General features: G+C 45.3%; 12 protein-coding genes. 9 read left to right on the forward strand and 3 right to left on the reverse strand.

Translation table 11 applies throughout. From position 1 onward, the window contains the following. The first annotated feature begins 10 nt into the window (after window positions 1-10). The 5 genes from cysD to gpmM all read left to right on the forward strand — a co-directional run bounded on the left by cysD (window position 11) and on the right by gpmM (window position 5,943). Window positions 11-925 carry a sulfate adenylyltransferase subunit CysD gene (gene cysD, locus ACED60_RS07920; RefSeq protein WP_009847930.1) on the forward strand — a complete coding sequence of 305 codons (915 nt, stop codon included), beginning with the start codon at window positions 11-13 and terminating at the stop codon, window positions 923-925. 6 nt (window positions 926-931) lie between these two features. Continuing rightward, entirely contained in the window at window positions 932-1,579 is a 648-nt protein-coding gene (gene cysC / locus ACED60_RS07925; protein WP_371727269.1) for an adenylyl-sulfate kinase, read from the forward strand. Then, window positions 1,579-2,541: a hypothetical protein gene (locus tag ACED60_RS07930; RefSeq protein ID WP_009847928.1), complete on the forward strand. Its 963-nt coding sequence runs from the start codon at window positions 1,579-1,581 to the stop codon at window positions 2,539-2,541. The genes cysC and ACED60_RS07930 overlap by 1 nt, the downstream gene beginning before the upstream one ends. 141 nt (window positions 2,542-2,682) lie before the next feature. Then, complete coding sequence (gene cysN, locus ACED60_RS07935) at window positions 2,683-4,089, forward strand: sulfate adenylyltransferase subunit CysN (protein WP_009847927.1); 1,407 nt, start codon at window positions 2,683-2,685, stop codon at window positions 4,087-4,089. 321 nt (window positions 4,090-4,410) lie between these two features. Continuing rightward, window positions 4,411-5,943 (forward strand): 2,3-bisphosphoglycerate-independent phosphoglycerate mutase, encoded by a 1,533-nt coding sequence (gene gpmM, locus ACED60_RS07940; protein WP_371727270.1) that lies wholly within the window; start codon window positions 4,411-4,413, stop codon window positions 5,941-5,943. Between the two features lie 241 nt (window positions 5,944-6,184). On the opposite strand, the gene ACED60_RS07945 is transcribed toward gpmM, so the two are convergent. Further along, on the reverse strand, window positions 6,185-7,519 hold the full coding sequence (locus ACED60_RS07945; protein WP_371727271.1) for an MATE family efflux transporter: 1,335 nt from the start codon (window positions 7,517-7,519) through the stop codon (window positions 6,185-6,187). A gap of 215 nt (window positions 7,520-7,734) precedes the next feature. Between ACED60_RS07945 and ACED60_RS07950 the strand changes: the two genes are divergently transcribed. The 4 genes from ACED60_RS07950 (at window position 7,735) to ACED60_RS07965 (ending at window position 12,320) form a co-directional block, all read left to right on the forward strand. Further along, window positions 7,735-8,025, forward strand: coding sequence for a co-chaperone GroES (locus ACED60_RS07950; RefSeq protein WP_004733324.1), 291 nt, complete (start codon window positions 7,735-7,737; stop codon window positions 8,023-8,025). Between the two features lie 52 nt (window positions 8,026-8,077). Further along, window positions 8,078-9,715 carry a chaperonin GroEL gene (gene groL, locus ACED60_RS07955; RefSeq protein ID WP_371727273.1) on the forward strand — a complete coding sequence of 546 codons (1,638 nt, stop codon included), beginning with the start codon at window positions 8,078-8,080 and terminating at the stop codon, window positions 9,713-9,715. A 340-nt stretch (window positions 9,716-10,055) separates the two neighbouring features. Continuing rightward, the gene (locus ACED60_RS07960; RefSeq protein WP_371727275.1) at window positions 10,056-10,613 is read left to right on the forward strand and encodes a VC2662 family protein; all 558 of its coding nucleotides are present in this window, start codon (window positions 10,056-10,058) and stop codon (window positions 10,611-10,613) included. Between the two features lie 273 nt (window positions 10,614-10,886). Continuing rightward, window positions 10,887-12,320 carry a diguanylate cyclase gene (locus ACED60_RS07965; protein ID WP_371727282.1) on the forward strand — a complete coding sequence of 478 codons (1,434 nt, stop codon included), beginning with the start codon at window positions 10,887-10,889 and terminating at the stop codon, window positions 12,318-12,320. A 127-nt stretch (window positions 12,321-12,447) separates the two neighbouring features. On the opposite strand, the gene ACED60_RS07970 is transcribed toward ACED60_RS07965, so the two are convergent. Both ACED60_RS07970 and epmB read right to left on the reverse strand, forming a co-directional pair. Next, window positions 12,448-12,936, reverse strand: a complete 489-nt coding sequence (locus tag ACED60_RS07970) for an MgtC/SapB family protein (RefSeq protein ID WP_009847921.1) — start codon at window positions 12,934-12,936, stop codon at window positions 12,448-12,450. A 143-nt stretch (window positions 12,937-13,079) separates the two neighbouring features. After that, window positions 13,080-14,102: an EF-P beta-lysylation protein EpmB gene (gene epmB / locus ACED60_RS07975; protein ID WP_371727276.1), complete on the reverse strand. Its 1,023-nt coding sequence runs from the start codon at window positions 14,100-14,102 to the stop codon at window positions 13,080-13,082. Window positions 14,103-14,124 lie beyond the last annotated feature (22 nt).

A 14,124-nucleotide genomic window follows, 5' to 3' on the forward strand; every position in this document is an offset into this window, starting at 1 on the left:
CTTCTTTGAAATGAATATTTCTTCAGAGCGTATGACTCATCTAAAGCAATTAGAAGCTGAGTCTATTCATATCATGCGTGAGGTTGCCGCTGAGTTTGATAACCCGGTAATGCTATATTCTGTCGGTAAAGATTCTTCGGTGATGCTCCACCTAGCACAAAAAGCATTTGCGCCAGCGACGCCTCCGTTCCCGTTAATGCACGTAGATACCACGTGGAAGTTTAAAGAAATGATTCAGTTTCGTGACTATATGGCGGAAAAAGTGGGTATGAAGTTGATTGTGCATCAAAACCCTGAAGGGGTAGAGATGGACATCAGCCCATTTGTCCATGGCAGCTCTGTACATACTGATATCATGAAAACCCAAGGCTTGAAGCAAGCTCTGGACAAGCATGGTTTTGATGCTGCATTTGGAGGCGCACGGCGTGATGAAGAAAAATCTCGCGCCAAAGAGCGTGTATATTCTTTCCGCGATGAACATCACCGCTGGGACCCGAAAAATCAACGTCCTGAGCTATGGAATGTGTATAACGGTAAAGTAAATAAAGGCGAGAGCATTCGTGTGTTCCCTTTATCAAACTGGACTGAGCTGGATATCTGGCAATACATCTACCTTGAGAATATTGAAATCCCAGGATTATACCTAGCGGCAAAACGTCCAGTGATTAAGCGTGACGGTATGCTCATAATGAAAGACGATGAGCGGATGGAGCTCAAAGAAGGTGAGGTGATTGAAGAAAAGATGGTTCGTTTCCGCACACTTGGCTGTTACCCGTTGACGGGTGCGGTAGAGTCTGAAGCCGCAACGCTGCCAGAAATTATCCAAGAGATGCTACTCACCACAACGTCTGAACGCCAAGGCCGTGCTATTGATCATGATTCTTCTGGCTCAATGGAGAAGAAGAAACGCGAAGGGTATTTTTAAACTGTTATGACGACTCCATACCAACGTGAAAATAATGACTCGGTGAGTGACGATGTCGTGTGGCATAACTCAACAGTGACCCATCAAGATCGTGTGGCTCAAAAAGGGCAAAATCCAGTCATACTTTGGTTCACAGGTTTAAGTGGTTCTGGTAAATCCACCGTCGCAAATGCCGTTGAAAGTAAACTGCTGCAAATGGGCAAGCACAGTTATCTGCTTGATGGCGATAATGTGCGTCATGGCCTCAATCAAGATTTAGGTTTTTCAGATACAGACCGCATTGAAAATATCCGCCGCATCGGTGAGGTAGCTAAGCTGTTTGTTGATGCGGGCAATATTGTGTTAACTGCGTTTATCTCACCGTTTATTTCTGATCGCCAACAAGTGCGTGAATTGGTAACTGAAGGTGAATTTCTTGAAGTGTTTGTCGATACCCCGCTAGAGGTGTGTGAAGCACGCGACCCTAAAGGGCTCTACAAGAAAGCACGTGCCGGTGAGATTAAACACTTCACAGGCATCGACTCAGAATACCAAGCACCGGTGAATCCTGAAATCCATCTGCATACTGCAGAGCTATCTATTGAAGCTTGCGCGGATTTTGTCGTAGCTGAACTTGAGAAAAAAGGTTACTTGCAGCTAGGAGGGCAGTATTAATGCATTATGACGTATTTAATGGTGATGCAGATGGAATCATTGCACTACTGCAATTGCGATTCGCTGAGCCAAAAGAGTCCACTTTGACTACCGGTGTGAAGCGCGACATCAAATTGTTAAAACAAGTGGATATCGACAACGCCAGATCAGTGACGGTGCTGGATATATCCATGGAGAAGAATTTACCAGATCTTGCAGCACTGCTACGCAACAACGTCAAAGTTTTCTACTGCGACCATCACCGTAGTGGCGATATCCCAAAATCTGAAAACCTTGACGTATTAATCAATCTTGATGCGGAAATCTGCACCAGTTTATTGATTAACCAACGGCTAGGCGGTAAACACGCTAAGTGGGCTGTGGCTGCGGCATTTGGTGATAACCTATTTTCTTCTGCCCAGAAGTTGGCACAAGAGATTGGCCTGAGCGAATCAGAGATCGAGTTCTTAAAAGAGTTAGGTACTTTGATTAACTATAACGGTTATGGTGCAACGCTGAGCGATTTACACATAGAGCCAGCAGCGCTCTATTTGCAACTCATTGGCTACGTCGATCCGCTATCGCTACTCGATGACGATAACTCGCCGTATCACACACTGAAGAAAGGCTACGAGCTAGACCGTAACCAAGTGTTGAGCATCACGCCAACTTACTCGGATACCCAATGTAAAGTGTTTGAGCTACCGTGTGAAGCTTGGGCAAGGCGCATTAGTGGTGTGTTTGGAAACGAGCTTGCAAATCAAAGCCCTGACTTAGCGCATGCAGTATTAACGCTAAACGCGAGCGAGCAAGATTACACGGTGAGCGTACGTGCACCATTAAACCACCGTGTTGGGGCCGATGATATCTGCTCGTCGTTTGCCACAGGTGGTGGCCGTAAAGCAGCCGCAGGCATTAACGCGTTAACGCTCGATGACAAGCAAAATTTCATCAACACGTTGTCAGCGTATTACGCTCATTAAATGAAATGTAATTGCAGAAGGTACACAGTCACTTTCTGCGATGTGGAGCTAAGGCTCCCATACTCTAGAGTGCAAAGCATTCGAGTAGACAACCCAATTATACAGGGCATTGAAGCCTGAAAAGAAGATTAGGAGAACGATATGTCTCACAGCTCAGAGCTTATCGCAACGGATATCGAAGCATATCTGAAAGTTCATGAAAACAAAGATTTATTGCGCTTCCTCACTTGCGGTAACGTTGATGATGGTAAGTCGACATTGATTGGTCGTCTGCTTTATGATTCAAAGTTGATTTACGAAGACCAAATGGCAGCGATTGAGAAAGACTCTCAGAAATTTAACACCACCGATGGTGATTTTGATCTGGCGCTTTTGGTGGATGGTCTGCAGTCAGAACGAGAGCAAGGTATTACGATTGATGTAGCATACCGCTACTTTTCAACGGATAAGCGCAAGTTCATCATCGCTGATACTCCAGGACACGAGCAGTACACGCGTAATATGGTGACGGGCGCTTCTACTTGTGAGTTAGCGATTGTAATGGTTGATGCTCGTTACGGTATTCAGACACAAACCCGCCGTCACAGCTATATCTGTAGCTTGTTGGGTATTAAGCACATCATTGTCGCTGTCAATAAAATGGACTTGATGGACTATAGTCAAGAGGTGTATCAGAAGATCAAGGCTGATTACCGTGAAATGGCAAAGAACTTCAACATCGATGATATCCGTTTTGTGCCGATTTCAGCCCTGAACGGAGACAACGTGGTGAAATCAAGTGAGGTGATGGATTGGTATCCAGGTGCAACGCTGATGAAGCTGCTTGAAACCGTCAAAATTGACCAAGATAAAGACCTCGAACATATGCGCTTTCCAGTGCAATACGTGAATCGCCCTAATCTAAACTTCCGTGGTTTCTGTGGCACGCTTGCGTCTGGTTTGGTGCAAGTGGGCGATGAAGTGACAGCGCTGCCATCAGGTAAGAGCTCTCGAGTAAAGTCGATTTATACCTTTGATGGTGATCTGGATACCGCACGTCCTGGTCAAGCGATCACGTTAATTCTTGAAGATGAGATTGATGTGTCACGGGGTGATATGCTGGTGCACAACGGTCATGAGCCAAAAGTCACCAATAAGGTCAATGCTCATATCGTATGGATGGGTGAGAACCCAATGCGTACGCATAAAGAGTACATCTTTAAGTTTGCGACCAAATCTTGTGTTGGTAAAGTGACTGGCATCCCTCATAAAATTGATGTCAATACATTAAAACAGCACGCCAAAGAGAGTGAAACGTTAGACCTTAACGAGATTGCTTTGTCTGAGATTGTATTGACGGACAAAATTGCTGTTGATACTTACCAAACACTGCCACAAACTGGGTCATTCATTGTGATTGACCGTCATAATAATGTGACAGTAGGTGCGGGTATGGTTGAATCGGTATCGGATGAAAAAGAAGAAGGCCGTGTCTACTCTTCATCAGAAAAAGACTTGAATACCTACGTGCGCAAGCACTTCCCAGAGTGGGGGTGTGCAGAGATCTAACCTCATCAGGCTGCAGTATCGCACAGTACTTGGTCATTATGTTCTTAGGCAAAGGTGCGGAGATAGGGTGTGACGTATCACTTGTGGTGTGATTTCAACCTATTAGTAATCTAGATTCGTGCCTTAATTGCACTGCACCTGTAAGTTATCAGCGATATCATGTCGCTGACTTTATTCATTAAGTGACGCTTTTTTTCATATCCGATCATCCTACCTGCGACGTTTCTTGATCTTCCGCTACAGTTTTGACTGTAAACTGTAGTAAAATTACGCTAATTTGTTTTTATACCGATTTATTTTGAATTGAACGAGGTCAGTCCTATGTCAGCTAAGAAGCCAATGGCTCTAGTGATCCTTGACGGTTACGGTTACCGTGAAGACAACCAAGACAACGCTATCGCGAACGCTAATACACCTGTATTAGACGGTCTTATTGCTAACCAACCTAACACGCTAATCTCGGCTTCTGGCTTAGATGTAGGCCTACCTGATGGCCAAATGGGTAACTCTGAAGTGGGTCACACCAACATCGGTGCGGGTCGTGTGGTATATCAAGATCTTACTCGTATTACTAAGTCAATTTCAGATGGAGAGTTCGGCCAAACTGAAGCGCTAGTGAATGCGGTTGATAAAGCGGTGAAAGCTGATAAAGCAGTGCACATCATGGGCCTTATGTCTCCAGGTGGCGTTCACTCTCATGAAGATCACATCTATGCAGCTGTTGAAATGGCAGCTGAGCGTGGCGCAGAGAAAATTTACCTACACGCATTCCTAGACGGTCGTGATACACCGCCACGTAGCGCAGAAAACACACTTGCACGTTTCCAAGAGCTATTCGCTAAGCTAGGTAAAGGTCGTGTTGCTTCGCTTATTGGTCGTTACTACGCAATGGACCGTGATAACAACTGGGATCGCGTTCAAGAATCTTACGACCTGCTGACTCAAGCAAAAGCAGAGTTCACATTCGACACTGCAGTAGCTGGCCTAGAAGCGGCTTACGCTCGTGACGAAAACGATGAGTTCGTGAAAGCGACTGAAATTAAAGCGGAAGGCGAAGAGTCTGCCGCTATCGTTGATGGCGATGCGGTTATCTTCATGAACTACCGTGCTGACCGTGCTCGTGAAATCACACGTGCATTCGTTCCTGATTTCGATGGTTTTGCTCGTAACGTATTCCCAGCGATCGATTTCGTGATGCTAACTCAATACGCAGCAGATATTCCTCTTCTATGTGCATTCCCACCGGCTTCTCTAGAGAACACCTACGGTGAATGGCTATCGAAAGAAGGCAAAACGCAGCTACGTATCTCTGAAACAGAGAAATACGCGCACGTGACGTTCTTCTTCAACGGCGGCAAAGAAGACGAGTTTGAAGGCGAAGAGCGTCAGCTTGTTGCTTCTCCAAAAGTAGCAACGTACAACCTGCAACCAGAAATGAGCGCGCCAGAGCTAACTGAAAAGCTAGTTGCAGCAATCAAAGGCGGCAAATACGACGCTATCGTGTGTAACTTCCCTAACTGTGACATGGTTGGCCACACTGGCGTTTACGATGCAGCGGTTAAAGCGGTAGAGTCGCTAGACGAATGTCTTGGCAAAGTGGTTGAAGCAATCAAAGAAGCCGATGGCCAACTGCTTATCACCGCTGACCACGGTAACGCGGAAATGATGGTAAACCCAGAAACGGGCGGCATCCACACTGCACACACTAACCTACCAGTGCCACTTATCTACGTAGGTAGTAAAGACGTTGAGTTCAAAGAAGGCGGTAAACTGTCTGATCTTGCACCAACGATGCTTTCTCTGTCTGGTATTGATATCCCAGTTGAAATGTCAGGTGACGTGATCGTTAAGTAGTTACTGTTTTAGATAAATAGTTTTAACTTTCATTGAATACTAGAACGGCTGCGCGTGAGTGTAGCCGTTTTTTTGTATCTGGAGTTTGAGGAATAGATTATCGTTTACTCGTTACCTTCTTATCCCGTCATTCCAGAATTGAGGAACGAAATATCTGGAATCTTATGTTTAGTATAGCTTGTCATACATAAAGAGAGATTCCCTATCACGCTCGTCCCTCGCTGTAGGCAATAACAGAGAGTTATTTGCTAGCTTGAGCTCTCACACGAAGCGCAAACAAATACCCTGAAATGCCCCCCATGATGTTCCCTAATGCTAAGCCGATAAACAACCCTTCGACGCCATCAATTTGGCTGCCTATCCAAGCAAACGGCAATGTAAATACGAACAGGCGCATGAAGCTCCATTGAAAGGCTTTGAGTGGTTGATGCATGGCATTCATCGCGCTGATCAGCATCATTACAATGCCTTGGAATCCATAGCTAAAGGGGACAACTAACAAGTAATGCCACAAGATGCCTCGCACAGACTCTTCTTGAGAAAAGAGGGCGGCTAAAGGGATGCTCAATGGCACCATCATTAAGAAAATCAAACCTTGGAACATCACCGCAAAGCGCATGCTTAAGAACAGAGCTTTGAAACTACGCTGTGGATTATCAGCGCCAAAGTTCTGTGCCATGAAAGGCGTGAGGGCAGAAGTTAAAGACATCAACACGATGATCAAAATTGATTCAATACGCTGGGCAGCTCCGTAAGCTGCCACTGCTTCTGTTCCTTGTTTGGCTAACATCATCATGATTATGGCGCCAGCAAGTGGGTTCAGAGCATTAGAAAGAGCAGCGGGTGTGCCGATGGTTAAGATCTGTTTCCAGTCATCGATGATGCTTTTTAGTTTGGGCGGAGCAAGCAGTTTTGCTCGTATGGTTAACACATACAGTGAACCACATAACGCACCAAACCAACTGAAGCCACTGGCAATGGCTGCGCCCTGAATCCCTAGCTCTGGGAAAGGACCGTAACCGAAGATCAGCAGCGGGTCGAGAATGCCGTTAATAAGGCCGGCCAGCATCATAATCTTGGCGGGTGTTTTGGTGTCGCCACTGGCTCGTATTGCGCTGTTGCCTGCCATAGGAATAACAAGCAGCGGTATCGCTAAATACCAAACCGACATGTACTCGGATATCAGTGGCAGTAACTCGGGTTCTGCCCCCAATAAGGCAAACATGGGTTCAAGTGTTACAAGCCCCAGAGTTGATGCAAAACCAACAAGAAGCACCGCAAGTAATAAACCGTGACAAGTAAAGCGAGCTGCATTTTGCGCGCAACCTTGGCCAAGTAATCTTCCAATACATGTCGACAAGCCAATGCCTATGCCCATGGTAATGCAGTTTATGGCGAAGGTGACTGGGAAGGTAAAGCTCACCGCTGCGAGTGCTTGTGTGCCGAGCAATGAGATAAAGAAAGTATCGACAAGGTTAAACATCAAGATCGCCACCATGCCGAAGATAGTCGGTATGGTCATGGTGCGTAGAGTCTGTGCTATCGGGGCCGTGAGAAGCCCATGCTTATCTTGCATGTAAAACGCCGTTGGAACTAAAACCGTAGGATAAACAGATGTGGGATACGAGTAAACGAAAAGCAAGGAAAGATGAGGGGTGAGAATCTGCTCTTTCGATCACAATTTTTTATTTCCCCCCTTGGGATCTTTCACTTCGCCCCAACATATTGGGTAACCCCATGCCAATCGTGGCAACTATCAAATTAAATGGAAATTATCAGGAGATACGACCGATGAATATCCGTCCTCTACACGACCGAGTTATCGTTGAGCGCCAAGAAGTTGAATCTAAATCTGCTGGTGGCATCGTTCTAACTGGTTCTGCCGCTGAAAAATCAACGCGCGGTACTATTCTAGCTGTTGGCAAAGGCCGCATTTTAGAAAATGGTTCAGTACAACCATTGGACGTTAAAGTTGGCGATACCGTTATCTTCTCTGAAGGCTACGGCACTAAAACTGAAAAGATCGACGGCAAAGAAGTTCTGATCATGTCTGAAAACGACATCATGGCGATCGTTGAGTAATCCGACCCATCAAACTGAACTGACTAAATAAAGAATTTTAAAGGAAATTAAGATGGCTGCTAAAGACGTTAAATTTGGTAACGACGCACGTATTAAAATGCTAGAAGGTGTAAACGTTCTGGCTGACGCAGTAAAAGTAACGCTGGGCCCTAAGGGCCGTAACGTTGTTCTAGACAAATCATTTGGCGCACCAACGATCACTAAAGATGGTGTTTCAGTTGCACGTGAAATCGAACTTGAAGACAAGTTCCAAAACATGGGCGCACAAATGGTTAAAGAAGTGGCTTCGCAAGCGAATGACGCGGCAGGCGACGGAACAACGACAGCAACAGTATTGGCTCAGTCTATTATCGCTGAAGGCCTAAAAGCGGTTGCTGCGGGCATGAACCCAATGGATCTTAAGCGCGGTATCGACAAAGCGGTTATCGCGGCTGTTGAAGAGCTGAAGAACCTTTCTGTTCCTTGTTCAGACACTAAAGCTATCGCTCAAGTAGGTACTATCTCTGCGAACTCTGATTCGACAGTGGGTAACATCATTGCTGAAGCGATGGAAAAAGTAGGTCGTGATGGTGTTATCACGGTTGAAGAAGGTCAGGCTCTGCAAGATGAGCTAGACGTAGTTGAAGGCATGCAGTTCGACCGCGGTTACCTATCTCCTTACTTCATCAATAACCAAGAAGCCGGTTCAGTTGATCTAGAAAGCCCATTTATTCTTCTAATCGACAAGAAAGTTTCGAACATCCGTGAACTTCTTCCGACTCTAGAAGCAGTTGCTAAGGCATCTCGTCCACTTCTTATCATAGCTGAAGATGTCGAAGGCGAAGCGCTAGCAACTCTTGTTGTGAACAACATGCGTGGCATCGTTAAAGTGGCTGCGGTTAAAGCACCTGGTTTCGGCGACCGTCGTAAATCTATGCTGCAAGACATCGCTATCCTAACGGGCGGCACGGTTATCTCTGAAGAGATCGGCCTAGACCTTGAAAAAGTAACGCTAGAAGACCTAGGTCAAGCTAAGCGCATTACGATCACTAAAGAAAACTCAACCATCATTGATGGTGCGGGCGATGAAGTGATGATCAAAGGTCGCGTTTCTCAAATTCGTCAACAAATCGAAGATGCAACGTCTGACTACGATAAAGAAAAACTTCAAGAGCGCGTAGCTAAGCTAGCTGGCGGTGTTGCAGTAATCAAAGTAGGCGCTGCAACTGAAGTTGAGATGAAAGAGAAGAAAGACCGCGTAGAAGATGCACTTCACGCAACTCGCGCTGCTGTTGAAGAAGGTGTGGTTGCTGGTGGTGGTGTTGCACTTATCCGCGCTGCATCTAAAGTTGCTGGCCTTGAAGGCGACAACGAAGAGCAAAACGTAGGTATCCGTGTTGCACTACGTGCAATGGAAGCGCCTATTCGTCAAATCACTAAGAACGCAGGTGATGAAGAGTCTGTCGTTGCTAACAATGTTCGTGCTGGCGAAGGTAACTACGGTTACAACGCGGCTACTGGCGAATACGGCGACATGATTGCAATGGGTATCCTAGATCCAACTAAGGTAACTCGTTCTGCACTTCAGTTCGCAGCATCCGTTGCTGGTCTTATGATCACAACAGAAGCGATGATCACTGACAAGCCTCAAGATTCTGGCCCTGCAATGCCTGATATGGGTGGCATGGGCGGTATGGGTGGCATGATGTAATCATCCCCCTTTCTCGTAATAGAGAAAGTCATACATAAGCTTTAGAAAACGGAGACTTCGGTCTCCGTTTTTTTATGCTTTGAAATCGTCACTCCCGACAGCGAGGCACGAGCGTGATAGGGAATCTTTATCGTCTAGTTATAGAAACCTGACTGCCGATGTTTACTCTTGCCTCTCATGATATCCTCTGCTCAATATTGCTCTTTATGATTTAGGGTCTTATATTCAATGGTACAGTTATGACATTGATTTAACATGGATAGCTGTTGAGTGAAGGACAATAAATACTTGATTTAATATAGATTAATCAAGTCAACAATAAGTCAGTGGAGACTCCCCAATGAAAAAATTACTTTCAGTACTTGCTGTATCTGCAGCGGTAATGGCACCGGCAGCATTTGCTTCTTCGCCTGTTATGTTTTCAACGATCAATGGTTTCAACGCTCCGGATTCAGATGCGGTTGGCGGTGTACGTCTGGCTCTGCTTCACGGGCAAGTCAATGACCTTAAAGGTGTCGACCTTGCAGTTGTTGGTATGTCTGAGACGCAAACCACGACAGGTGTGAACCTTGGTATTTTTGGTGCATCAAAAGTAAACCAAGAAATGACAGGTGCTTCACTAGGTTTCTTTAACTGGAACGCAGGTAAAACAACAGGTGTTAACCTAGGTGCAGTTAACATTACTAATGATGTAAAAGGCGCGAACGTGAGTTTCGTTAACTATTCCGAAGGGAACACTATGGTGGATGTAGGCGCTGCGAACCTTTCAGAGGTGTCGACGGTTCAGGTTGGTATCTTCAACAAAACCAATAAAATTGAAGGTGTACAGATTGGCCTGATCAACTGTGCTGACAATGGTTTTTTCCCGTGCTTCCCAATTGTGAATTTCGCTAAGTAAGACGGTAGCTGCGCTGGTTTCAATATTGGTGAGCGACGTTCTTGCCAAGGCTTAAAGCTATCTATGATTGAACCTATCAACGCCTTTACTTCTATGTTTGGGCGTTATTCTACATCTGCTATCTCACTCCTTAAACGTTACTGTAAGCATGTTGTTTTATACTCTTGTTGCGATGTTCTCACTTGTGGGTACAATGTGCGCTAAATTTTCAACGATGACTTATATGCTTTGATTAATCCCCATACCGTCGATTTTAAAAAGGCTTTCTTAAGTCTGACCGCCAGTTTTTTAGTGGTTTTTAGCTTGTTACTTGTTGATTCAGCGGAAGAGTCAGAAAAGCAGTATGGAATTGAAAACCAAGGCGTGACACGCTCTTTAGCGGAGCTTACACAGATTATTAATGCGCTTGAATATAATATTACCGCACTTTATCCGCTGCATGGGGATATCTACGTATTCTCACATGAGCAAAAGGTCGAAGGTGATACGTGTTACTTCATTAGTGAAGAGCAAGCTGCACCTCGATTTGATTTTATGTTCTCTGGCCCAAGTGAGATGTGCGATCTAAAGTCGGAGCTTCATTTAGAAGCAGGTAGGCGCATGTTTATCGCACCCACCATGGCTTACTTTGCGAATACCATTGATACCATCTCTGCGATTTACTTTATCTCCAAAGATAAATTTATTATATCGTCGCCTTCCGATTTCGCCCGTTACATTAAAGGTGATACCTTTGATTCAGTCGTCAATAGTCGCCCTTATTGGGTGAATACGATTCGTTTTGGCTTAGCTCAGGGTCAAGATCAAGTGGTGTATACCGGCCAATACGATGACTACCTAACAGGGAAGAAGGTAGTGACCTTAACCAAAGGTATCTATGTTGATGGTGAGTTTAAAGGAGTACTCGGTGTTGATGGTTACGTCTCTAATCTCGTCTCGAATCCCGTTCATGGATACAAGGTGACGAGCGCAAGAGGAGTAAACAAATATGGGCTGTTGGACTTTACCTATTCACGACCTTTGTACGTCGATGGAATTAATACTGAGTTATACCTGACTATTGAAGAAGGAAAGAGTGAGCACTTCTTACATTTGCTGGAACTGGAGCGGGTTCAATTACTGATTTTGTTGGCTTTGTACTTTATCTCAGCGCTATGGTTGTGGCGGTTTTATACCAAGCAAGAGCACAAGCGATTGAAGAATTTAGCGATGCTCGACCCATTGACTGGTTTATATAATCGGCGTGGTTTTGAAGCTCGGTTGCTGAACCAAAATGAGGAGCCAATTATTGGTGTTGGCGTATTTGATATCGATGATTTCAAAGTGGTGAATGACCAGTATGGTCATAAGGTGGGAGATGAGGTGATTTGCCATGTTGCTCAGTTAATGCTGAACAGCGTTAGGCAGAAAGATATCGTGGCTAGATTTGGTGGTGAAGAGTTTGTTGTCGCGATTACGGGCGAATCATCCGAATTACTTTCATCGATCTTTGAACGAATTCAAAATGACATTAGTTTACAAAGTTATCGATGCGCGACCGGTGACAAGATTAATATATCAGTCTCCGGGGGAGCGACGCTTTACTCTCTGTACAAGTTCGACAGCATTGGACACTTGTGGGAAAACCAGAGTATTCGTTCATCAGATGAGCAGCTTTATAAGGCGAAGGCCGCAGGCAAGAATCAAGTGTCTATTCACGTACATTAATCCGTGAACTGCAGTTTAGAGCCTAGTCGTTTGCTAGGCTCTTTTTTATCTAAGGAAAAAGACTCTTAAGATGAAACAGTAGCTAAGAATAAAATGCAGCTAAGGCCAAATGTCTTCCGACGAGGTGTTACTTCTTCACGCGGACTTTTCTCATCCACTTCTGATGAACACCACGGCGTAAGCTCTGGAAGCTGTTTTCTACTTTGTCGACACCAAGCAGAATCACTAGCGCCATTAGCGTGATAATAACCGACTGCGAAAGGTGGCCAAGTGCGATCATCATACCTAATGCAGCGAGTACCCAGATAATCGCCGCAGACGTGACACCATGAATCTTTCCATCCAATGTCATCATTACCCCAGCACCAAGGAATCCAACCCCCGTAATTATCTGACCAAGTACACGAGCTTGATCGAGTGTGTTGGGGGATAGGCTAATCGCCATGGTGAGGAAGAAGTAAGTACCGCTAATGATAAGGATCGATGTCCGGATCCCGACGGGTTTACCGCGTGTTTGCCTTTCGATTCCGATTAAAGAACCACACAACATGCATGCTGCGAGGCCTGCCCAGCTAAAGGGGGCAAGGTTGAGAGCTTGTTCTATAAATTGTGACATATCACCCCTCCTAAGAATTTAGAATAGAGCCGAGTATGCTAATAATAGACCGGACGATCGAACAAAAAATTTTTGTCGTGAAGGTGCATTTAGCAACGTGTTGTCATTACAGGTGAGCTTAGTCGCTTTTTGAAGCTCGCTCGCTATTCAATATATAGATCGAGTGGCGTCTTGCTGCTGCGTCCGCCAATCTCGCGGGTTAGCTTAGGTACTAGGTAGCCAGAAACTTCAGAGATCAAACCTTTGAAGTGGTGTTTGGCTTCTTCATCAGAAATATAGAAATGAGCGGCGCCCTGAACTTTATCAAGCACATGCATATAGTAAGGTAAAACACCGGCGTCGAATAGCTTCTCACTCAATTCTTTCAATGAGTTAGCGCTGTCATTCACGCCTTTTAGCATCACGCCTTGATTGAGCAGAGTTGCACCACTTAGTTTCAATTTATGGAAGGCTTGTTTGAGCTCTAAGTTGATTTCATTGGCATGATTAATATGGCTGACCATCACCACATTGAGGCGAGTTTGAGCTAACAATTGGCACAGTTCATCCGTCACTCGAGCGGGGATTACAACCGGTAATCGGCTATGGATACGAACGGTTTTCACATGCGGAATCTGTTCGACGGCATTGATAAGCCAATCTAGTTCGCTGTCCTTTGCCATCAGAGGGTCGCCCCCAGATAAGATCACCTCGTTGATCTCCGGATGTTGAGCCACATAGTCTAAGCTGACTTGCCAAACAGACTTTGAGCCCTTGTTATCTTGATAAGGGAAGTGACGGCGGAAGCAGTAGCGACAGTTGATGGCACAACCACCTTTTACGATCATTAGCGCGCGACTTTTGTATTTATGCAGCAACCCTGGGATCGCGTTGTCTTGTTCTTCCAGTGGGTCAGCAGAATAGCCTTGGTGCACCTCAAACTCTTCACTTAGCGGTAAAACTTGTCTTAGCAAAGGGTCGTGTGGATTGCCTTTTTCCATTCGCTCCACAAAGCTAAGAGGAACTCGAAGTGAAAACAGCTCACGTGCTGCGAATCCTTTTTGCCACGGTGTTGGGTCTATTTCCAATGCTTCAAGCAGTTTTGTCGGGTCAGAGATCGCATTCGATAGTTGTTTGAGCCAGTTTTGCTCAACAGATTCGACTTTTCGGGTTATGATATGCGGCATTGAAATTAACTCAAAGATGTGG

Source organism: Vibrio sp. 1F279, assembly GCF_041439815.1.
Lineage (GTDB): Bacteria > Pseudomonadota > Gammaproteobacteria > Enterobacterales > Vibrionaceae > Vibrio > Vibrio tasmaniensis_A.